This is a genomic window from Burkholderia sp. Ax-1719 (assembly GCF_011753055.1).
Classification (GTDB): domain Bacteria; phylum Pseudomonadota; class Gammaproteobacteria; order Burkholderiales; family Burkholderiaceae; genus Paraburkholderia.
In genome coordinates this window covers 196188-217209 of the sequence record NZ_VWWJ01000010.1, presented here as the reverse complement: position 1 = coordinate 217209, position 21022 = coordinate 196188, and the positions used below count along the sequence as shown (strand labels likewise).

15 protein-coding genes are annotated in these 21022 nt (G+C 65.2%); 9 read left to right on the top strand and 6 right to left on the bottom strand.

Annotated features, from left to right (window positions below):
* Nucleotides 1–53 precede the first annotated feature (53 nt).
* The 7 genes from accD to F3J17_RS19640 all read left to right on the top strand — a co-directional run bounded on the left by accD (nt 54) and on the right by F3J17_RS19640 (nt 7830).
* Nucleotides 54–926 (top strand): acetyl-CoA carboxylase, carboxyltransferase subunit beta, encoded by an 873-nt coding sequence (gene accD / locus F3J17_RS19670; RefSeq protein WP_027816929.1) that lies wholly within the window; start codon nt 54–56, stop codon nt 924–926.
* A 193-nt stretch (nt 927–1119) separates the two neighbouring features.
* Nucleotides 1120–2430 carry a bifunctional tetrahydrofolate synthase/dihydrofolate synthase gene (gene folC, locus F3J17_RS19665; RefSeq protein WP_167062283.1) on the top strand — a complete coding sequence of 437 codons (1311 nt, stop codon included), beginning with the start codon at nt 1120–1122 and terminating at the stop codon, nt 2428–2430.
* 49 nt (nt 2431–2479) lie between these two features.
* Nucleotides 2480–3406, top strand: coding sequence for an SPOR domain-containing protein (locus F3J17_RS19660; RefSeq protein WP_167062280.1), 927 nt, complete (start codon nt 2480–2482; stop codon nt 3404–3406).
* Between the two features lie 7 nt (nt 3407–3413).
* Nucleotides 3414–3908 (top strand): CvpA family protein, encoded by a 495-nt coding sequence (locus F3J17_RS19655; protein WP_167062277.1) that lies wholly within the window; start codon nt 3414–3416, stop codon nt 3906–3908.
* A gap of 128 nt (nt 3909–4036) precedes the next feature.
* Complete coding sequence (gene purF, locus F3J17_RS19650; RefSeq protein WP_167062274.1) at nt 4037–5581, top strand: amidophosphoribosyltransferase; 1545 nt, start codon at nt 4037–4039, stop codon at nt 5579–5581.
* Nucleotides 5582–5721: 140 nt separating this feature from the next.
* Complete coding sequence (locus F3J17_RS19645; protein ID WP_167062345.1) at nt 5722–6918, top strand: O-succinylhomoserine sulfhydrylase; 1197 nt, start codon at nt 5722–5724, stop codon at nt 6916–6918.
* Nucleotides 6919–6963: 45 nt separating this feature from the next.
* The gene (locus F3J17_RS19640) at nt 6964–7830 is read left to right on the top strand and encodes an MOSC N-terminal beta barrel domain-containing protein (protein WP_167062272.1); all 867 of its coding nucleotides are present in this window, start codon (nt 6964–6966) and stop codon (nt 7828–7830) included.
* 24 nt (nt 7831–7854) lie between these two features.
* Here F3J17_RS19640 and F3J17_RS19635 read toward each other — a convergent pair whose 3' ends face one another.
* Nucleotides 7855–8655, bottom strand: a complete 801-nt coding sequence (locus tag F3J17_RS19635) for an AraC family transcriptional regulator (RefSeq protein WP_167062269.1) — start codon at nt 8653–8655, stop codon at nt 7855–7857.
* An 82-nt stretch (nt 8656–8737) separates the two neighbouring features.
* Nucleotides 8738–9079 (bottom strand): FKBP-type peptidyl-prolyl cis-trans isomerase, encoded by a 342-nt coding sequence (locus F3J17_RS19630; RefSeq protein WP_027816921.1) that lies wholly within the window; start codon nt 9077–9079, stop codon nt 8738–8740.
* Between the two features lie 256 nt (nt 9080–9335).
* On the opposite strand from F3J17_RS19630, the gene F3J17_RS19625 reads away from it, so the two are divergent.
* Both F3J17_RS19625 and F3J17_RS19620 read left to right on the top strand, forming a co-directional pair.
* Nucleotides 9336–10097: a HAMP domain-containing sensor histidine kinase gene (locus F3J17_RS19625; RefSeq protein WP_167062266.1), complete on the top strand. Its 762-nt coding sequence runs from the start codon at nt 9336–9338 to the stop codon at nt 10095–10097.
* Between the two features lie 125 nt (nt 10098–10222).
* Nucleotides 10223–11677, top strand: a complete 1455-nt coding sequence (locus tag F3J17_RS19620) for a hemolysin family protein (protein WP_167062264.1) — start codon at nt 10223–10225, stop codon at nt 11675–11677.
* Here F3J17_RS19620 and treY read toward each other — a convergent pair.
* Genes treY through glgX form a run of 4 tightly spaced genes read right to left on the bottom strand, consistent with a single transcriptional unit; the run spans nt 11674 to nt 21022 of the window.
* Complete coding sequence (treY, locus tag F3J17_RS19615) at nt 11674–14544, bottom strand: malto-oligosyltrehalose synthase (RefSeq protein ID WP_167062261.1); 2871 nt, start codon at nt 14542–14544, stop codon at nt 11674–11676. The two genes, F3J17_RS19620 and treY, sit on opposite strands and share 4 nt — an antisense overlap.
* Nucleotides 14541–16850, bottom strand: coding sequence for a 4-alpha-glucanotransferase (gene malQ, locus F3J17_RS19610; protein WP_167062258.1), 2310 nt, complete (start codon nt 16848–16850; stop codon nt 14541–14543). Before malQ ends, treY begins: the two co-directional genes overlap by 4 nt.
* On the bottom strand, nt 16847–18784 hold the full coding sequence (gene treZ / locus F3J17_RS19605; RefSeq protein ID WP_167062255.1) for a malto-oligosyltrehalose trehalohydrolase: 1938 nt from the start codon (nt 18782–18784) through the stop codon (nt 16847–16849). Before treZ ends, malQ begins: the two co-directional genes overlap by 4 nt.
* Nucleotides 18785–18799: 15 nt before the next feature.
* Nucleotides 18800–21022 carry a glycogen debranching protein GlgX gene (glgX, locus tag F3J17_RS19600; protein ID WP_167062251.1) on the bottom strand — a complete coding sequence of 741 codons (2223 nt, stop codon included), beginning with the start codon at nt 21020–21022 and terminating at the stop codon, nt 18800–18802.

Sequence of the window (21022 nt, the reverse complement as noted above, 5' to 3'; positions counted from 1 at the left end):
CCGTATCAAACCGGCCGCCGCGCCCGCGCATCACGATGAAGGAAGAAACAACAATGAGCTGGCTCGATAAACTGCTGCCGCCCAAGATCAAGCAAACCGATCCGAAAAGCCGCAAGAGCATTCCGGAAGGTCTGTGGATCAAGTGCCCGAAGTGCGAAGCGGTCCTGTACCGCAACGACGTCGAAGCGAATCTCCACGTCTGCCCGAAGTGCGACCACCACATGCGCATCAACGCGCGTGAACGTCTGGACGGTCTGCTCGATCCGGAAGGCCGCTATGAAATCGGCCAGGAAATCGTGCCGGTCGACGCGCTGAAGTTCAAGGACAGCCGCAAGTACCCGGACCGCATCAAGGAAGCGATGGACGACACCGGCGAAACCGACGCCATGGTCGTCATGGGTGGCGCGATCCACACGCTGCCTTGCGTGGTCGCCTGCTTCGAGTTCTCGTTCATGGGCGGCTCGATGGGTTCGGTGGTCGGCGAGCGTTTCGCACGCGGCGCGCAGAACGCGCTGGAGCAGCAAGTGCCGTTCATCTGCTTTACCGCTTCGGGCGGCGCGCGTATGCAGGAAAGCCTGCTGTCGCTCATGCAGATGGCCAAGACCACGGCCATGCTGACCAAGCTGTCGGAAGCCAAGCTGCCGTTCATCTCGGTGCTGACCGACCCGACCATGGGCGGCGTGTCGGCCAGCTTTGCGTTCCTGGGCGACGTGGTGATCGCCGAACCGAAGGCGCTGATCGGCTTCGCCGGCCCGCGCGTGATCGAGCAGACCGTGCGAGAAAAGCTGCCGGAAGGCTTCCAGCGCTCGGAATTCCTGCTGCAGAAGGGCGCGATCGACATGATCGTCGACCGTCGCAAGCTGCGCGAGGAAATCGCCCAGCTGATGGCCATCATGCAGCGCCAGCCCGCCGACGCGGTGGCCTGAGGCCAGTTTCAAGCATTGTGAATTCACGCGCGGAACTTCATGATTCCGCGCCGTGTCAGACGCGCCGCAAGCGAAAGCAAGCGGCGCGTTGTCATTTCCGCGATAATGCCGTGTTCTGGCGTTGACGCATTGATGTGGTCAGTCGCGCGCCGCACCTTCCCGCTGTACTTTCCGTAGAACCGAAATCGTCCCGATGAGTACCTTTCCCACCCTCGACGCGTGGCTCACGCATCTCGAAACCGCGCATCCGGTTGGCATCGACATGGGCCTTGGCCGTATCAGCCAGGTCAAGGACGCACTGGACCTGAAGTTCGCCTGCCCGATCTTCACGGTCGGCGGCACCAACGGGAAGGGCTCAACCTGCGCGATTCTGGAAACGATCCTGCTGAAGGCGGGTTATCACGTGGGCTGTCATACGTCGCCGCATCTGCTGTCGTTCAACGAGCGTGCGCGCGTCGATGGCCAGCAAGCCAGCGATGCCGATCTGCTGCCGCACTTCGAAGCCGTTGAGGCGGCGCGCAATTCGCTCGCTACGCCGGTCTCGCTCACGTATTTCGAATTCACCACGCTCGCGATCATGCATCTGTTCGCTTCGCGCGGGCTGGACGCCGTGATCTTCGAAGTGGGTCTGGGCGGTCGTCTGGACGCGGTGAACATTCTCGACGCTGATTGCGCGGTCGTTACCAGCATCGACCTCGATCACACCGAATACCTCGGCGATACGCGCGAGAAGATCGCCTTCGAGAAGGCCGGTATCTTCCGCGCGGGCAAGCCGGCGATCTGCTCGGACCCGCAGCCGCCGCAAACGCTCATCGACCATGCCGAAGCGATCGGCGCGGAACTGTGGCTCTTTGGCCGCGATTTCCGCTACGAAGGCGCGCCCGGCAACGAGCGCCAGCAATGGAGCTATGTCGGCCCGACGCAACGCCGTTCGGCGCTCGCGTACCCGGCGCTGCGCGGCGCGAATCAGCTGATCAATACGACGGCGGCACTCGCCGCACTGGAATCGATGCGCGACCGCCTGCCGGTGTCGGCACAGGATATCCGTCTGGGTCTCGCCAATGTCGAATTGCCGGGCCGCTTCCAGGTGCTGCCGGGCAAGCCGGCGATCATTTTCGACGTCGGCCATAATCCGCACGCTGCTGCCGTGTTGGGGCAAAATCTCGGCAGCATGGGCTATTTTCCCTACACGTACGCGGTTTTTGGCGCCATGCGCGACAAGGACGTCGCGGGCGTGATCAACCACCTGAAGGACGAGATCGACCACTGGTGCGTGACCGGCCTGCCGGGCCCGCGTGCGGCGTCGGCGCAGGAACTGGAAGACGTGCTGCGCGAAGCCGGAGTGGAAGAGGGCGAAGACAGCAGCGTCACCCGCTACGAAACGCCCGCCGAGGCGTTTCAAGATGCGCTAAAACGGGCTACCGAAAATGATAGAATCGTTGTTTTCGGGAGTTTTCTGACAGTCGCCGGCGTCATGGCCTGGCGAAAGTCACAGCAGCACTGATCGCGCGGCACCCTGCAAGCCGCCACGCACAGGCCAAAAGCAGCCATACATGGGAATTTTCTCGTTCGGCAAGAAAGACGACGCGCCCCGCCGACGCGGTGCCGAAGCGGGCTCCACCACCACCCGGCGGAGCAGTCAGAACACGCGCGTGGAGCGGCGTAGCCGCCGGCCGGACCGCACCCGCGATGCCGAGGCCATGCTCCTCGATCCCACGTTGCCGGAAAAGCAGCGCGCACGTCGCCGTCTGGTGGGCGCCATCGCGCTCGTGCTGGCGGCCATCGTGATCCTGCCGATGGTGCTGGATTCGCATCCGAAGCCCGTCACCGACGACATCGCCATCGACATCCCGAGCCATCCCGCGCCGAAGAACGCCGCGCGCGATGACGACGAGGACACGCAAGCCGGCGTCGCGCCCGACAATCCTGCCGCGCCGGAAGCGGCGCCGGGGGCATCGGGTCTTGCGGCGGCCAATCCGGCCAGCAGCACGGCGAAAACAGCCGCTAACAGCGCCGCGCCCTCCCAGAACACGCAGTCGACAAAGCCCGCGCAATCGGCACAAACGGCTCAAGCCGCGCCGTCCAAACCCGCGCCTGCCGCACAGGCGCAGACGTCGACGCCAGCCGCGCAAACGACTCAAACCGCTCAAGCGCCCAAGCCGGCCGCCAAGCCCGCTCAATCGACTCCCGCAACCGCATCGAACGACACTAGCGACACCGGCACGCCTGCAACGCCGCCTGGCGCGCGCTTTGCCGTGCAGCTGGGTGCGTTCCCGAGCGACGCCGCGGCAAATCGCTGGGTCACCAAGTTGAAAGCCGCGGGTGTACCCGCATATACCGAACAACGCAAGGAAGCCGACGGCTCCACGCGCACCCTGTTGCGCGCGGGACCGTTCCCGGACCGCGCAGCCGCCTCGGAGGCGATCGCAAAGGTCCGTGGCGCGGGTCTCGCGTCCGGTTCGAACGGCAACGCCGAATAAGCCGTCGATGTTCACGGCATTCGACTACGCTGTAATGGCGGTGATTGGTCTGTCCGCGCTGCGAGGCGCGTGGCGAGGCTTTATCGGCGAGATTTTCGGGCTGATCGGCTGGATCGCGGCGTTCATTGTGGGATGCCGCTTCGTCGATCGCGTGGTGCCCGTTATTCCGGCGACCTGGCCGGGCGGGGCGTTGACGCAATGGCTGATCGCCTTCGCGCTGATCGTGATCGCCGTGGTGCTGGTGGCTGGCGTGGGTAATGCCGTGCTCAGCCGGGTGGTGCAGGTGAGCGGCCTGTCGGGCGTGGACCGCTCGCTAGGGATGTTGTTCGGGCTCGCGCGAGGCGTCGTGCTGGTGCTGATTCTCGTCGTCCTTGCAGGACTGACCGAGCTGCCCCAGCAGGACTTCTGGCGCAAGGCGCTGCTGCGGCCATATGCCGAGCAGGGCGTGCACGAACTGAAACCGCTGTTGCCCGAGACGCTCGCGTCCTACGTTCACGTCTGATCAGAAGCTGATCGCGTGACGCAGGGCCGGCCCGAAGACAAGTTCTGCCCCTTCGCGGCGCTTCGCGCCGGCTCTGCCGGCCGCCGTCACCGCGTCGTTACCGATTTCGCTTTTTTGAAGGACCTGCCATGTGCGGCATCGTAGGCGTAGTTTCCCGTTCTCCCGTCAACCAGCTCCTCTATGACGCGCTGCTGCTCCTGCAGCATCGCGGTCAGGACGCGGCCGGCATCGCCACCGCGAACGGCAGCACGTTCCATATGCACAAGGCCAACGGCATGGTGCGCGACGTGTTCCGCACGCGCAACATGCGTAGCCTGCCCGGCACCAGCGGCATCGGCCAGGTGCGTTATCCGACCGCCGGTTCGGCGTCGAGCGAAGAAGAAGCCCAGCCGTTCTACGTGAACGCGCCGTTCGGCATCGTGCTCGCTCACAACGGCAATCTCACGAACTGGCAACAGCTCAAGGAAGAGATGTTCCGCGTGGATCGCCGCCACGTGAACACCAATTCCGATACCGAAGTGCTGCTCAACGTGCTCGCGCACGAAGTGCAGCTCGCTACGTCGGGTCTCGAACTCGACCCGGCCACGCTCTTCAAGGCGGTGTCGGGCGTGCATCGCCGTCTGCGCGGCTCGTACGCGATTGTTTCGCTGATCGCCGGCCACGGCCTGCTCGCGTTCCGCGACCCGTTCGGCATTCGTCCGCTGTGTATCGGCAAGAACGAAACGCCGGAAGGCACGGAGTGGATGCTGGCGTCGGAATCGGTGGCGCTCGAAGGCATCGGCTTCGAATTCGTGCGTGACGTGCGTCCGGGCGAAGCGATCTTCATCGACTTCGAAGGCAAGTTCCATTCGCAGCAGTGCGCCACGGCGCCCAAGCTCAACCCCTGCATCTTCGAACTCGTGTACCTCGCGCGTCCGGATTCGGTGCTCGACGGCGTGCCGGTCTACAACGCGCGTCTGCGCATGGGCGACTATCTCGCGGAGAAAATCCAGCGCGAACTGCCCGACGTGAAGATCGACGTGGTCATGCCGATCCCCGATTCGTCGCGTCCCGCGGCGATGCAGGTTGCGAACAAGCTGGGCGTGGAATACCGCGAAGGCTTCTTCAAGAACCGTTACGTGGGCCGCACCTTCATCATGCCGGGCCAGGCGATGCGCAAGAAGTCGGTGCGCCAGAAGCTCAACGCCATGGGTATCGAGTTCAAGGGCAAGAACGTCCTGATCATCGACGACTCCATCGTGCGCGGCACCACCTCGCAGGAAATCGTGCAGATGGCGCGCGATGCGGGCGCGACCAAGGTGATCTTCGCTTCGGCTGCGCCGCCGGTGAAATTCCCGAACGTGTACGGCATCGACATGCCCACGCGCGGCGAACTGGTCGCGCATGGCCGCACGGACGAAGAAGTCGCGCGCATCATCGGCGCGGATTACCTCGTCTATCAGGACGTGGATGCGCTCAAGAAGGCCGTGCGTGACATCAACCCGGAACTGGGCGACTTCGAGGCTTCGTGCTTCGACGGCGACTACATCACCGGCGATATCACCAGCGCCTACCTCGACAACATCGAGGCAGCGCGTCTCGCGCCGCAATCGCAGTCGGATCGCGACGCCGCGAGCGACGCGCAGGACGGTGGCACGCGTTCGCAACTGCACCTGCAACTGTCGGTGGAGTAATGCCCCTGGCGAACGCGGGCGCGTTGCTCGCGTTCCTGCCAGTTTCGAAAGCCCGCTTTGCGCCTGCGCAACAGCGGGCTTTTTTGCGCCTGCGCGGGCAGGATTGAAGCATGATGGTTCAGGACACGGAGACCCACGATATGGACGACGCCTTCAACTTCGACACCCTGGCCGTGCGCTCGGGCACGCTGCGCAGCGAGTTCAACGAGCATTCGGAAGCGCTCTATCTCACGTCGAGCTTCTGTTTCGGCAGCGCCGCCGAAGCGGCCGAACGCTTTGCGAATTCCGAAACCGGCTATACGTACGCGCGTTTCACCAATCCCACCGTCACCATGTTCCAGGATCGCCTGGCCGCGCTCGAAGGCGGCGAGGCCTGCATGGCGACGGCTTCGGGCATGGCGGCGATCATGTCGGTGGTGATGTCCAGCTTGCAGCAGGGCGATCACATCGTCAGTTCGCGCAGTTTGTTTGGCTCGACGCTCGGGATGTTTTCGCAGATCTTTCCGCGCTTCGGCATTACGACCACGTTCGTCGATCCGCACGATCTCGACGCGTGGCAGCAGGCCGTGCGCCCAGAAACCAAGCTGTTTTTTCTCGAAACGCCCTCGAACCCGCTGACCGAAATCGCCGATATCGCTGCGGTTAGCAAGGTCGCCAAAGCGGCGGGTGCGCTCTTCGTCGTCGATAACTGTTTTTGCAGTCCGGCGCTGCAAAAGCCGCTGAAATTAGGCGCGGATGTGGTGATGCATTCGGCCACCAAGTTTCTCGACGGTCAGGGCCGTGTGCTGGGCGGCGCGCTGGTGGGCTCGAAGCCGTTCATCCAGGAGAAGGTGTTTCCGTTCGTGCGCAGCGCAGGGCCGACGCTTTCCGCGTTCAACGCGTGGGTGCTGCTCAAGGGCATGGAAACGCTCTCGCTGCGCGTGGAAAAACAGTCGGATAACGCGCTGGAGATTGCGCGCTGGCTCGAAGCGCATCCGGCCGTGAAGCGCGTCCATTACCCAGGCCTCGAATCGCATCCGCAGCATGCGCTGGCGATGCGTCAGCAGAAAAAGGGCGGCGCGATCGTCTCGTTCGAACTGAAGGGCGACACGCCCGAGGTGCAACGCGCGAACGCGTGGCGCGTGATCGACAACACCAAAGTCTGTTCGATCACCGGCAATCTGGGCGATACGCGCACGACTATCACGCATCCGGCCACCACCACGCACGGCCGTCTCACGCCGGAGGTGCGCGCGGAGGCAGGCATTACTGAAGGCCTGATCCGGCTGGCCGTGGGTCTGGAAGATCCGCAGGACGTGCGCCGTGATCTGGCTCGCGGTCTCGACGGTGTGCAATAAAGGCCCTTGTTTCAGGCGTTTTTCTATTTTCAGAGTGAGTGCATCATGGCGGTGATTCGTGGTCTGTTCGTCTATCCGGTGAAGTCGTGCGGCGCTATTGCGCTCGATCGCGCGCAACTCGATACGCAAGGGCTGAGCTGGGACCGTCACTGGATGGTTGTGGACGCAACGGGCCGCTTTGTCTCGCAGCGCGAATACGCGGCGATGGCGCGTATCGTGCCGACCTTCGTGGAAGATGGCGTGCGACTCACGATGGATGGCGTCGACGCGTCGCTATTGCTGCCGTTCCAGCCGCGCGGCAACGAAGCGCGGGTGAGCGCGACGGTCTGGAAAGACACCTTCGATGCGCTCGACGAAGGCGACGAAGCCGCACACTGGTTCACGCACGCGCTGGGCGTGCCGGTGCGCGTCGTGCGTTTTGCGCATGACGTCACGCGCCTGGCGAGCAAGAAGTGGACGCTGGACGCAGACGCGCCCACGCAATTCGCCGATGGTTATCCGATCCTCGTCACAAGCGAATCGTCGCTGGCGGAACTCAACGCGCGCCTGGCGGCCAAGGGCGCGTCGCCCGTGCCGATGAGCCGCTTCCGCCCGAACATCGTGATGGCCGACGCGGGTGAGGCGTTCGAAGAAGACTTCATCGACACGCTTTCCATCGAAGGCGATGACGACGAGGTCGTGCTGCGCTTCGTGAAGCCATGCGCGCGCTGCCCGATCACGACCATCGATCAACAGACGGGCGAGCACGACGCGCAATGGCCGACCGAGCCGCTCGACACGCTGCAGACGTTTCGCGTCGATGCGCGCGTGGATGGCGGTCTGACCTTCGGGCAAAACGCGATTGTGGTGAGCGGCGCGGGCAAACGCCTCGCCGTGGGCGCGCAGGCGCAGTGGGAATATCGTTTCGAGTGAAGTGCTTTCGCGCTTAGTGCGCGTTCAGTGCGCGGGCAGCGCGCGCCATTGTCCAGGCGCAAGCCCAAAGCGACGCGTAAAGGCGTGCGTATAAGCGCTTTGATCGCCGAAGCCCACTTCCAGCGCAATCTGCGTGAGCGAGCGGCGCGGGTCCGCGAGCAGCGCAAGCGACGTATCGAGCCGCAGCCGCTGCAGATAGCGATGCGGCGTCTCGCCGAATGCCTCGATAAACAGCTGATGAAAGCGCCGCATGCCGAAGCCGCAATGCGCGGCGAGATCGGCGATGCGTAACGGTTCGGCGAGGTGTGCGCGCAACCAGCGGTCGATGCGCGCGAAATCGAGCCCGGCCGCAGCAGCGGCATTGGCGTCGCCGGCGATGCCGGTTTGCGCGATCACGGCAGCGCACAGGCGTGTTGAAGCGTCCCAATGAAAGCGCCGCACGCGCAGCTCCGAACCGGCGTCTTGCTGCGCCAGCGAAGCGCGTTCAGCGATCTGGCGCACGAGCACGGTGAGCGCCGGGTCGACGCGCACGGCGCGCGCCGAATCAAACAGTCGTTCGGGTACCGCGAGCGAGGCGGCAGGTAAATCCAGCACGAGCTGGCAGTTTTCGCCGACGCCCACGTAATCATGTCGCGCACCGGCGGGAATCAGCCAGGCCGAACATTCGTCGATGCGCTCGCCCACGCCGTTGACCGACATCTCCATCGAACCGTCGAGCCCGAGCACGATCTGGTGAAAGTCGTGCAGATCGGTGGCCTCGATTGCACCATAGCGGCGCAATTCGACGCCGGGCGCGAGGACGGGAGCGTGGTGATGCGGGTTCATGTCGAACGGCGCGAGGAGCGTACCTAAAATGCACAAGGTGGCCAAAAAGACCGCCTTATCGTGCAATCAGGCTCTACGTCGCTTAGACGCCGAGCAGTTCCACTTCGAACACGAGCGTGGCGTTCGGCGGGATCACGCCGCCTGCGCCGCGCACGCCGTAGCCGAGTTGCGGCGGAATCGTCAGCTTGCGCACGCCGCCAACCTTCATGCCCTGGACGCCTTCGTCCCAGCCCTTGATGACCATGCCGCCGCCCAGCACGAAGGCGAACGGGTCATTGCGGTCCTTGCTCGAATCGAACTTCTGGCCGTCCGTCAGCCAGCCGGTGTAATGCACGCTGACGGTCTGGCCGGCAGTGGCTTCAGCGCCGGTGCCTTCGGTCAGGTCCTCGTACTTGAGGCCGGATGCGGTGGTCACGATAGACATGGAACACTCCTGAATCGGATTGGGTAAAAGCGCTATTGTAGGCGCTTTGCAGGCTGTCGAGACCCCCTGAAGCGCTCGCGGGCGCAAGGCAGAAGGCGCGGCCGCCTTTGCGCGGCGGGCACAGCGCATGCGAAGCGATAGCGCGCCCGGGCGCAACGAGCGCGATGCCGCCACGGCTTTGCGCCCCTGCCTATAATGGGGCCCTGGCCCAGCCAGAGGGCCGGCCCGCCCGAGCGGGTGAAAGAAGAGGAAACCGATGGCGTCGACCACCACTACCCGTACCGAACGAACGGCCCGCCTGTGTGCCGAAGCCGCGCTTTTCATGCGCGATTACGTGCTTTCGCGCGTGTCGCATGATCTGCGCAGCCCCCTGAATGCAATCCATAGCTGGGCCTACGTGCTCGACCGCAAGATCGATAACGCCGATTCGGCCGCGCAACGCGCGCTAGCGGGCATCCGCACCGGCGTGGAACAGCAGGTGCATCTGCTGGAAACCCTCGTCGATACGACCCGCGCCGAAACTCGCAAGCTGCAGATCGAGCGCACGCCGTTCGAACTGGATGCCCTGATCGACGAAACCGTTGCCGATGTGCGCAGCGCACTGGCCGATGCGCGCGGCGTGAGCCTCACCGTCGAGGGTGTGCCCACCGGCGTCACGCTCGATGCGGGACGCGAGCGCGTTGCTCAGGCGCTCTGGCTGCTGCTGGCCTTTGCCGCCGAAACGGGCGCGCAGGGCAGCACCGTCACGCTGGCCGTGAGCGCCACCGCTGCGGCGGCGCAGTTCGAACTGCGCTGGCAGGCAAGTTTCGATACGCTGACCGACGAAACGCTACCGCACGTGCTCGAACCCTTCGCCCGCGCCCAGGCGCGCGAGCCGCAGGAAGTGGGGCGCTTTCCGTGGGTGCTGGCGCTCTGCCAGCGTGTGGCCGAAGCCCACGGTGGCCGTTTCGACGCGCAGCCGCTCGTGCAAGGCGAGGCCGCGCTGTTCACGCTGAACCTGCCGTCGGGCGCCGCCTGACGCGTTTGAAATATCGCGCGCAACATACAGGATGAAACGACGGCCCGCCTATGCGGGCCGTCGATGTCTTACAGGCGTCTTTCACCCCTTATACTGAGCGCTTCGCAATCTCGGAGTTCCAGGTCTTGATTCAGCTCATCGCCCTGATCGGCGCGCTGTTCCTCGTTGCCCTCAACGGTTTCTTCGTCGCGGCCGAGTTCGGCCTCGTCAAGCTGCGCGCCACGCGCGTACAAAGCCTCGCCGCCGAACACGGCCTGCGCGGCCGCCTGCTCGCCAAGGTCCACGGCCAGCTCGACGCCTATCTTTCCGCCTGTCAGCTCGGCATTACGCTGGCCTCGCTGGGTCTTGGCTGGATCGGCGAGCCGGCGTTCGCACAGTTGCTCGAACCCGTGTTCGATCTGATCGGCGTGAAATCGCCTGAGTTGATCCACGCGATTTCGCTGGTGTTCGCCTTCACGGCCATCTCCTTCCTGCACATCGTAGTGGGCGAACTGGCGCCGAAGTCGCTGGCGATCCGCGAAGCCGAAAAGATCTCGCTGTGGGCCGCCACGCCGCTCTACGGTTTCTACTGGACCATGTATCCGGCGATCTGGGCGCTCAATTCCAGCGCCAACGCGGTGCTGCGTCTCGCGGGTCTGTCCGCCGATCACGGCGGCGAGGCGCACTACTCGACCGAAGAACTCAAGCTGATCCTACGTAGCCGCCGCGCCGCAGCCGAAGCCGAAGCGCAGGCCGCGCTGCATTCCCATGCCGATACCGGCGCGCACGAAGGCGCACCCGGCCGCGTCGCGCGTCGCCGTCCCGCACGCGAAGCCGCGGCCAGCCACGCGCACGGCGCGGCAGGCAATGCCAACGCGCTGAGCGTGGACGAATGGAACACGCTGGCGCATTCGCTCGACTTTTCCCGCCTGACGGTGTCCGACCTCATGCGCCCCGCGCACGAAATGGTGGGCCTGCGCCGCGATCTCTCGTTGCGCGAAAACATGCAAATCGTCGCGCGCCATCGTTTTAGCCGCTACCCGCTGTTCGAAGATGCGTCGGGCGAGCATGTCGCCGGTCTGATTCACCTGAAGGATCTGCTGCTCGCGCGTGAGGCCGGTCACACGCTCGACGATCTCGGCAAGTTCGTGCGTCCCGTGCAGTACGTGAAGCCCGAAACGCCAGCGCTCGCGCTGTTCCGGCGCTTTCGCAAGGGCGCGCCGCACTTCGCGCTGGTTGGGCGCAAGGGCATGCGGCCGAGCGGCTTTCTCACGCTCGACAATCTGCTGGGCGCGCTGGTGGGCCAGATTCACGACGAATTCCATCAGGCCGATACCGACTGGACCCGCATGGACGACGGCACACTGATGGGGCGCGGCAGTCTGCCCGTGGTGTCGCTGGAGGCGGCGCTCGGCATCGACATCGACGAAGGGCGCGCCGAATCGGTGGGCGGTCTCGTGATTCACGCGCTCAACGATCTGCCGACCGAAGGGCAGCGCGTGTCGTTCGATCGCTTCGATATCGTCGTGAAGAAGATGAAGGGACCGCGTATCGTACTCGTGCGCGTGTACCCGAAGGATCTGGAAGACGAGGGCGGTTAAGCCTGGCCGCGCGCGACATTCGTGAGCACCGCCACGGGCAGCGCCGCAAGCACATCGCGCAGGGCTAGCCAGTTCGCCTGATCGCCCTGGGCGGTGTTCTTGCTGGCGGTGTGATCGACATCGGCGAGCCAGTCGTGCAACGCCGACGCCGGGCAATCCTTTGGCAGCGCGACGGCCGTATCGTCCCAACGTTGCGCAGCGATGCACGGCACGTCGCCATCCAGCAGCGCCGCCGCATGACGTGTGCCGACGATCACGGCCCAGCTATCGCCATGACGTCGCGCGAAGGCGACCACATGCGCAGCCAGCGCGCCGCGCACTTCCAGTGGCCAATACTCCCCCTCACGCAGCAAGCCAGGCGCACGTTCGCGCAACGCAAGCAGACGATGAATCACGGCCTGCTTCACGTGTGCATCGCGCCAGCTCGCAAGTTTGGCGGCGGGCGCGGCGGTGTCGAGCGCGGCCGCGCGCTGCGCATAATCCACGGGCCGCCGATTGTCGGGATCGACGAGACTGAAGTCCCATAGTTCCGTGCCCTGATAGAGATCGGGCACGCCAGGCGAGGTCATGCGCAGCGTGGTCTGCAGCAGCGTATTCAGTGCGCCTGCAGGCGCAATGCGCGCCACGAACGCGGATACCTCGCGCAGAAACTCATCGCGCCGTTGCGGCGAAAGTATGTCGAAAAGAAATGCCTGGCAGTCCGATTCATAGGTCTCATCGGGTGCAATCCAGCTCGTGCGCTGCTTCGCTTCGCGCAGCGCCTTCAGTTGCCATTGCGCCACGCGTTCGGCAAGCGCTTTGACGCCTGGTTCGTCGGCGGGATCGAGTTCAGGGGGCCAGCAACCCACCAACGTCTGGTAGAGCATCGCCTCGGCGGCGGGGGCGGGTGACCATTGCGCCGTATCGCCGCGCCGTTGCGCCCGGTTGAGCGCAGACCACGCGCGCAGGGTCTCGCTCCACTCGGGCGCGATCTCGCTGAGTACGGCCAGGCGCGCGCGCACGTCCTCGCCGCGCTTGTGATCGTGCGTGGCGGTGGCGAGCAGCGCATAGGGCGTGTGGCGCTGACGTTGCGCGTTGGCTGCGTGGAAGGCTTCGATATCGAGCGAGAAGTCGTCGGGATCGGTGCCCACATCGTTGCGCGAAAGCAGACGCCCATAGCGATAAAGCGCCGTGTCTTCGGTCGCTTTCGCCGCGAGCGGTGCAGTGAGCTGCGAGAACAGCGCAAGCGCAGTGCGTTGCGCGATCAAGGCGTGACTCAGCGGCGCGGCGGCCGGGTTTTGGGCCGCCTGCCTGGCGCTGCTGGTGTTTGCCGTGCGCGCGGCCTTGCCTTGATTGCCGCTGTCCGCTTCGGGAGCCCGCGCGCCAAGCCAGCCATCGACCTGATCGAGCGCGCCGAGGTTCGCGCGCGGTAGCATCTCGCGCGCGGCGGCGAGCGCAACGTCGAAGTAGCGGTTGTCGAGCGCGCTGCGCAGGCCGTTGCTCGGGTAAATCCGATACACCGGAAAATGCATCGCCAGTTGCGCGACGCTGCGATGGACCGCCGCGAATGTGTAGTCACGCGTGCCGGGCTGCTCGCGCGCGATCCGGTGCAGCGCGCGCGCGGCATGATCGAGTTCCGCCGCGAGCGATACCGTCAATATTTCGCGCCGCGCGTCGAGCGACACCTGCGCGAACGGCGCGTCTTCGCCCGTGATTTCGGCCCAGGCGTGCGCGAGCGGCGCAGCGCCTGCGGGGTCGTGCAACAGCGCGCCCACGTCGTTCATGAAGTCGTAGCCGGTCGTGCCCTGCACGGCCCAGTCGTCGCGCAACGCTTCGCCGCGCGCGAGAATCTTCTCGACCACGATATACGGCGAGCCCGAGCGCAGCGAAGCCAGCCGATGACGCAAGCGCTCGCAATACTCGCGCGGATCGGCAAGGCCGTCGATATGATCGATGCGCAAACCGTCGATCACGCCTTCGCCATAGAGGCGGAAGATCAGTTTGTGAACCGCCTCGAAGACGTCATGCCGCTCCACGCGCACGCCCGCCAGTGAACTCACGTCGAAGAAGCGTCGCCAGTTAACCTCGTCCGTGGCCGTGCGCCACCACGCGAGGCGAAAATGCTGGCGCTCCAGCAGCCGGTGCAACCGGTCGCGCGGCACGGGTTCGTCGCTTTGGTAGGATTCCAGAATGAATTCGATGGAAGCCGTGCCTTCGCGTTCGACGAACTCGCGCAGGGCGTCGCGCGCAGCGGCGGCGCGCACCTGATCGTCCGGCTGGGTGGTGAGGCCCTGAAAAGACGCGGCAAGCGCTGTGAGATCGGCGCGATTGGCCGACTGCAGCAGCGCCGCGTAATCGGTCGGGCAGATCGGGCACACATGCGGTCCGTACTGCGCAAAAAAGCGTGCGTTGGCCGCATCGAACTTCAGTTCGATGCGGCCCGCCGCGAGTTCTTCGCCGTACTGGGCGCCCAGAAAGGGCATTAGCACCTTGCCGCGCAACGCGGGGTCGGGCGAGTGCCAGTCCACGTCGAAATGGCGCGCGAACGCGCTATGACGCCCCCATTCGAGAATGTCGAGCCACCATGCGTTGTGCGAGCCGCCCACGCCCATGTGGTTCGGCACCATATCGACGAGAAGACCCATGCCGCGCGCGTGCACGGCGTCCGCAAGACGCCGCAGGGCGCCTTCGCCGCCCAGTTCTGCACTTACCGCGCCGTAATCGACCGTGTCGTAGCCGTGCATCGAGCCGGGCTGCGCGGTCGTGATCGGCGAGAGGTACAGATGGCTCACGCCAAGCGCGGCGAAATAGTCGAGTTGCGCGAGCGCGTCGTCGAAAGTGAAATCGTGATGAAGCTGCAGGCGCAGCGTGGCGCGGGGAAGTGTCATGGCGTCGGCGGAACGGGTGGCGCGGCGCGCTGGGCGCTTGCGCTTTGGTTCGAATCCTGGCTTGTGTCTCGACTCGTATCCGACACTCCTGCAACTGCCGTTCCCGCCGCCTCGCGCGCCCGCACGATGGTTTCCACGCGCGCCGCAAAAGCGGGATCGGCGAACAGTTTGTCGACTGGCAACGGCAGGCGCTGACGCCAGTTCGGATGCTCGTCGATCGAGCCGGGCAGATTCGGCTGATCGGCCAGACCCAGCAGGTCCTCAAGCGGGCAGGTCACGAGCGGACTCGCACTCGCGGCCACGTAGCCGAGCGCGCCGCTCACCGGCGCATCGTCGGGCGCGGGTTCGGCGGCGTCGCCTGGCGCGAAGCCGGTTTGCTGGAGCGCGCGCCAGAGCGCGGCGCGGTCGGTCTCGCGCTGTGCGTGTTCGAGCGCAACGGGATCGCGGCCGTCCGCGCGCGGCAGCGTCTGGCCGATACGGTGTCGCCAGTCGATATCCGCGCCTTGCCACCAGCCCGCCACCGTCGGCAGATCGTGTGTGGTCGTGGTGGCGACGCCATGCGGATCGTAGCGCGCGGGCGGCAGAAAGCCGTCGCCTTCACGCTCGAACCAGAGCACGCGAATCCCATAGAGCCCGTGCGCGGCCAGCCGCTCGCGCAGGCCCGGCGGCACGGTGCCCAGATCCTCGCCGATCACGATCGCGTTATGCCGCCACGATTCAAGCGCAATCAGGCGCACGAGATCATCGAACGGATAGCGCAGATACGCGCCGTGTTTCGCGCTTTCGCCCTCGGGCACGAGCCACAGGCGGCGCAAACCCAGGATGTGATCGATGCGCACGCCGCCCGCGTGCGCGAACGCCGCGCGCAGCATGTCGATAAAGGCGCGAAAGCCGTTGTTGTGCATCGCGCGCGGCGAGAACGTGGTGAGCCCCCAACTTTGACCTGCCTGATTGAAAATGTCGGGCGGCGCGCCTACCGAGACGCGCTGGAGCATGTCATTGGGCAGCGACCACGCATGCGAGCCCGCGCCGTCGCAGCCCACGGCCAGATCGGCGACCAGGCCGATCGCCATGCCGGCCTCGCGCGCCGCGCGCTGCGCCTGCGAAAGCCCTTCGGCAGCGAGCCATTGCAGGAAGCGATAGAAGTCCACTTCGCGGCGGTGCTCCGTGGCGAATGTGTCGACGGCTGGATTGCGCGGATCGCGCAGCGCCTCGGGCCAGTCGCGCCAGTGCCGCAATCCGGAAGGATCGCTAAGCATTGCTTCCTGTAGTGCTTCGAATCGCGCGTGGTCTTCGAGCGCCTCGCCGCCCCGTGCACAGAAAGCGTCGAAAGCGGTGGCGCGCGATGACCCGCTCGCGCGATCGGTGGCCTCGAAGCGCTCGAACAGCACGCGCAGCACTTTCAGTTTGAGCGGCACGGCGCGTTGCCAGTCGATCAGCGGCAGCGCTTCAAGTTCGCGCCAGGCGTCGCCGGCCTGTGCGGCAGCGATCGCCTCGCGTGCGGCCTGCTCGCCAAAGACGGCGGCGGGATCGATATGCGTGACGTTGAGCCAGAGCCGCGAGGACGGCGAATACGGGCTGTAGTGGCCGGGATCGGCGCAGAACATTGCATGCGTGGGGCTGACGGCAAGCGCCTGCGCGCCGTGCTTTGCGCTGTGTGTGGCGAGCGTTGCAAGCGCCGAGTAGTCGCCGATGCCACCATCGTCGTTACGTCGGAGTCCATATAATTGCGCAGCGACACCCCAGAGCGGCGGTACGCGCGCGTCTGGGCCGCCGTGGCGCGCGCGCCAGGCGTCGGCGACATTGTGGCAACGCGGCGGCGCAACCGCAATCGTCAAGCGGTGATCGTTGACGCTGAGTGTGTGATAACCCGGTTCGGAAAGCGGCGCGAGCAAGGCAGGCGCGCCTTTGGGCGAGGTGAAACGGCCTTCGATATGCTCGCCATTTTCCAGATCCACGCGATAGTGACTGCCGGTGCGAACCACCGACGCGGGCAACTCGATTGCGCTTTCGTATTCGGCGGTGATGAGCGGCGGCAGGCGGCGCGACGACTGTTCGGCGTTCAGAACCGACACGCTATGGCGCATCTGCGTAGCATTCGCGCAGGGCAAGTCCATGGATTCCAGCAGCGCCTGGAGCGTGCTGTCCGGCACGCGTTGCGTCACGCCGTGCGCGTCCGACCATTCGACTTCGAAGCCCGCGCGCTTCGCCAGATCCGCAAGCGCTTCGCTGCGCTTTGCACTATTTGCGCTGCTTGTTCCGCTTGTTCCGCTTGTTCCGCTTGTTCCGCCAGTAGGGCTTTTCATGCGAACGGCTCCTCGCGCCGCACATTGCGCGCGTCGTGATGCTGCGCGTACTCGGGCACGTTGCCGGTGAGCCAGACCACACAGGCGCTTTCGGGCAGCACGCCGTTGTCCGTGCGGTCGCGTGCGCGCGGCGGCGTTTCGAACACCACCATGCCGTCGGGCGGCGTTTCGAGCCGCACGCCGTCGTGGCCGAGATTGAGCGCGATCGTCCAAGTCTCGCCGTCGTCCAGACGCCAGCGCGCGATCAGCGCGCGTGCGCCATTGCCTTCATCGTCGGCGAGCACGGTCGCGCCCAGCGCGCGCGCGTTGTGCAGACGCGGCATCAACAGACGCGCGCGCACCACCAGCGCGGACTTATAGAAGTGCATCCAGTCGCGCCGTTCGTCGTCGAGCGGTGCATCGGCGGGTGGCGACGAGTTGATGAAAGTCTGCACGTCGTTCGGATCGGGAATCTGCACGCGCTGTTTTTCGTCGTTGAACGCGGCGAACGCCTTGAATTCACGGCGGCGGCCTTCGCGCACCGCATCGGCGAGATCGCCTTCGAAAGCCGTGAAAAACTGGAATGGCTGGGTCGAGCCGTATTCCTCGTCCATGAACAGCAGCGGGATCTGCGGCGAAAGCAGCAGCAGCGCCGTGGCCGCGCGCAATGCGTCGTCATCGGCGAGCGTGCGCAGACGATCGCCGAATGCACGATTGCCAATCTGGTCGTGATTCTGCAAAAACATCACGAACGCAGTAGGCGGCAAATGGCCGCTCGGTTCGCCGCGCGGGTTGCCGTCGTGCACGGGTGACGGATCGCCTTGATACACAAAGCCTTCCGCGAGCGCGCGCGCGAGTTTCTGGATCGGATGATCGGTGAAGCCGCGGTAGTAGCCCTCCGATTCGCCGGTGAGCATGACGTGCAGGGCGTGATGGACGTCGTCGTTCCATTGCGCGTTGAAATGTGTCTCCAGCAGATTCGCTTCGTTATGCTCGTTTTCCAGCACCAGATGCACATGGCGGCCCGGTTCCACGCGTGCCTGCACATGATCGGCAAGTTCGCGCAGCCATTCGGGATTGTCGATCGCGTGTACGGCGTCCAGACGCAGACCGTCGAAGCGATATTCCGTGAGCCAGTAGAGCGCGTTATCGCTATAGAAATCGCGTACTTCGGGGCGATCGAAATCGAGCGCCTCGCCCCAGGGCGTGTGCGTGCCGGCCTTGAAAAAAGGCTTCGCATACTGGCCGAGAAAGTTGCCATCCGGGCCGAAGTGGTTGTAGACCACGTCGAGAAATACCTGCACGCCCAGCCCATGCGCGGTGTCGATCAGTTCCTTCAGTTCCTCGGGCGTGCCATAGGCCGCGTGAGGCGCATAGGGCAGCACGACGTCGTAGCCCCAGCCGCGTTCGCCCGGATAATCGTTCAACGGCATCAGTTCGATGGCCGTGATGCCGATATCCGCAAGCGCCGGTAGTCGCTTCATCACGCCGCGATAGCCGCCGAGCGCGCCCACGTGCAACTCGTAAAGCACGGTTTCTTCCCAGGGACGGCCGCGCCAGTGCGTGTGCTGCCAGGCGTAGGCGCGCGCGTCGAGCACTTCGCTCGGGCCGTGCACGCCTTGCGGCTGGAAGCGCGAAGCGGGGTCGGGCACGAGTTGCCCGCCATCGATGCGGTAGCGATAGAGCGTGCCCGCGCCGCACGCCGCCTGCGCTTCGAACCAGCCGTTGTGCGAAGGCGTCATGTCGAGCGGCGCGGCGGATTCGCGTCCGTCCGCATGGTCGAATACCACCTGTACGGCCTGGCACGATGGCGCCCAGAAGCGAAAGCGCGTGTGAGGCTGCGCGAGCGCCGCGCCCGTCAACTGCGCGCCAAACGGCAGACAGTGCATGTAATGGCGAACATGCGGCTCGCGAACCGGATGCGGGTGATGGGGATCGTTGGGATGCGAGGCCATGGAGGGTTCCTGTGGCTATCCAGCAGCGTGATCGTGATGGGGTGGGTCTGTCGCGGCGGGCTGACGCGGATCGGGCGGCGGCGGACCTTTGCCGTTGCTTTCAACGCCCGCGTTCGCCGCGGCATCGTGAGCGGCATGCTGCGAAGGTCGCGCGCAAAGCACCACCAGCGCGTGCGCGGCCACCTCGAATGTCACGTCGCTCAAGGCCTGCGGCGGATCGTCAGGACGCGCGGTGTCGAGCAGCACGCGCCACGCCAGGTGCGGTGCAGGCGCCGTAAACTTCACGTCATGCGACGAGGCGTTCAGCATCATCAACAATACTTCCATTTCGCCGTCGAGGCCTGCTCCCGCGCGCCGCACTGCGAGCACGCGGGCGTCGGGATCCTGCCACGCCTCGGGCGAGAGCCGCTCGCCGTGTTCGTCGAACCAGTCGATGTCGTGCATGCCCGGCAGCACCTCGCGGTCGCCGAACAGAAAGTGCGTTTCGCGCAGCAAGGGATGATCCCGGCGCAGCGCGATCGCGCGCGCGGCGAACGCAGTCATCGCCTGGCCCTGCGGCGTGGCTGCGAGCGACCAGTCGAGCCAGGAAATCTCGTTGTCCTGGCAGTAGGCGTTGTTGTTGCCGTGCTGCGTGCGCAGCGTTTCGTCGCCGGCCAGCAGCATCGGCGTGCCGATGGCGACGCATAGCGTCGCCAGCATCGAACGCGCGACGCGTGCGCGCGTATCGAGAATCGCGGGGTCGTCCGTCGGGCCTTCCGCGCCCCAGTTCGCGCTCCAGTTCTCGTTGTGGCCGTCGCGGTTTTCCTCGCCATTCGCTTCGTTATGCTTATGTTCGTAAGAAACCAGATCGGCGAGCGTGAAACCGTCGTGCGAGGTGACGAAATTGATCGAGGCCCATGGCCGGCGCGTGCGTTTGTCGAACAGATCGGCGGAGCCCGTGAGACGCGCGGCAAGATCGGCGCGCTGGCCTGGCGCGCCGCGCCAGTAACGCCGTACGCTGTCACGAAAGCGGTCGTTCCATTCGGAAAATCCCGGCGGATGATTGCCCAGCTGATAGCCGCCCGGCCCCACATCCCACGGCTCGGAAATCAGCTTGACCTGCGAGAGGATGGGATCCTGACGTAGTACGTCGAAGAACCCGCTGGCGGGATCGAAACCGTGTGCCTCGCGCCCGAGCGTCACGCCCAGATCGAAGCGAAAGCCGTCGATGCGATAGGACGTGACCCAGTAGCGCAATGAATCCACCACCATCTGCAACACGCGCGGATGCGAGAGATTGACCGTGTTGCCGCAGCCCGTGTCGTTGATGAGGTGGCGCTCGTCGCCCGGAACGCAGCGGTAATAACAGGCGTTGTCGAGGCCGCGCCACGACACCGTGGGGCCGATTTCGCCGCCTTCGCAGGTATGGTTGTAGACCACGTCGAGGAAAACTTCGATGCCCGCTGCGTGCAACTGGCGCACGGCAATGCGCATTTCGTCGGGATCGTGGCCCGAGAGATAAGAGGGCTCGGGCGCAAAAAACGCTGCGGTGTTGTAGCCCCAGTAATTGCGCAGGCCGCGCTCGACCAGAAAGCGCTCGTTGAGAAACGCGTGCACCGGCAGCAGTTCGACCGCGGTTACGCCAAGCTTGTGCAGATGTTCGATGAAATGCGGCGCGCCGAGCGCAGCGAACGTTCCGCGCGTATGCGAGCGCAGATCGGGACGCAGCATCGAAATGCCGCGCAGATGCGTCTCGTAGATGACGGTCTTGCCCCACGGCGTGTTGGGGCGCACGTCGTGCGACCAGTCGAAGGTTTCGTGACTGACTACGGCTTTGGGCATGGCGGGCGCGGAGTCGCGCCGGTCGAGCGAGAGATCGATACGGTTCGAATGGACGCGATAGCCATAGAGCGTATCCGACCAGCGAAACTGGCCGACCAGCCGCCGCGCATAAGGATCCAGCAGCAGCTTGTACGGATTGAAGCGATGTCCTTGATGCGGTTGATACGGCCCATGCGCGCGCAGGCCATAGACGGTGCCGGGATGCGCGCCCGGCAGATAACCGTGCCAGATTTCGTCGGTGCATTCGGGCAGGGTGTAGCGCGTGCGCTCCTTGCGGCCGGTTGGGTCGAACAGGCACAGCTCGATTCGCCACGCGTGCGCGGAAAACACGGCGAAGTTCGTGCCCAGCCCATCCCATGTTGCGCCCAACGGATACGGCGAACCGGGCAGCAAGCGCTCGGGAATGCCGTTAGCCAT

Coding starts and splice junctions, on each gene's coding strand:
- accD (WP_027816929.1), top strand. CDS start 54: ATGAGCTGGCTCGATAAACTGCTGCCGCCCAAGATCAAGCAAACCGAT.
- treY (WP_167062261.1), bottom strand. CDS start 14,544: ATGACACTTCCCCGCGCCACGCTGCGCCTGCAGCTTCATCACGATTTC.
- purF (WP_167062274.1), top strand. CDS start 4,037: ATGTGCGGCATCGTAGGCGTAGTTTCCCGTTCTCCCGTCAACCAGCTC.
- folC (WP_167062283.1), top strand. CDS start 1,120: ATGAGTACCTTTCCCACCCTCGACGCGTGGCTCACGCATCTCGAAACC.
- F3J17_RS19640 (WP_167062272.1), top strand. CDS start 6,964: ATGGCGGTGATTCGTGGTCTGTTCGTCTATCCGGTGAAGTCGTGCGGC.
- glgX (WP_167062251.1), bottom strand. CDS start 21,022: ATGGCTAACGGCATTCCCGAGCGCTTGCTGCCCGGTTCGCCGTATCCG.
- F3J17_RS19655 (WP_167062277.1), top strand. CDS start 3,414: ATGTTCACGGCATTCGACTACGCTGTAATGGCGGTGATTGGTCTGTCC.
- malQ (WP_167062258.1), bottom strand. CDS start 16,850: ATGAAAAGCCCTACTGGCGGAACAAGCGGAACAAGCGGAACAAGCGGA.
- F3J17_RS19645 (WP_167062345.1), top strand. CDS start 5,722: ATGGACGACGCCTTCAACTTCGACACCCTGGCCGTGCGCTCGGGCACG.
- F3J17_RS19635 (WP_167062269.1), bottom strand. CDS start 8,655: ATGAACCCGCATCACCACGCTCCCGTCCTCGCGCCCGGCGTCGAATTG.
- F3J17_RS19625 (WP_167062266.1), top strand. CDS start 9,336: ATGGCGTCGACCACCACTACCCGTACCGAACGAACGGCCCGCCTGTGT.
- treZ (WP_167062255.1), bottom strand. CDS start 18,784: ATGGCCTCGCATCCCAACGATCCCCATCACCCGCATCCGGTTCGCGAG.
- F3J17_RS19630 (WP_027816921.1), bottom strand. CDS start 9,079: ATGTCTATCGTGACCACCGCATCCGGCCTCAAGTACGAGGACCTGACC.
- F3J17_RS19660 (WP_167062280.1), top strand. CDS start 2,480: ATGGGAATTTTCTCGTTCGGCAAGAAAGACGACGCGCCCCGCCGACGC.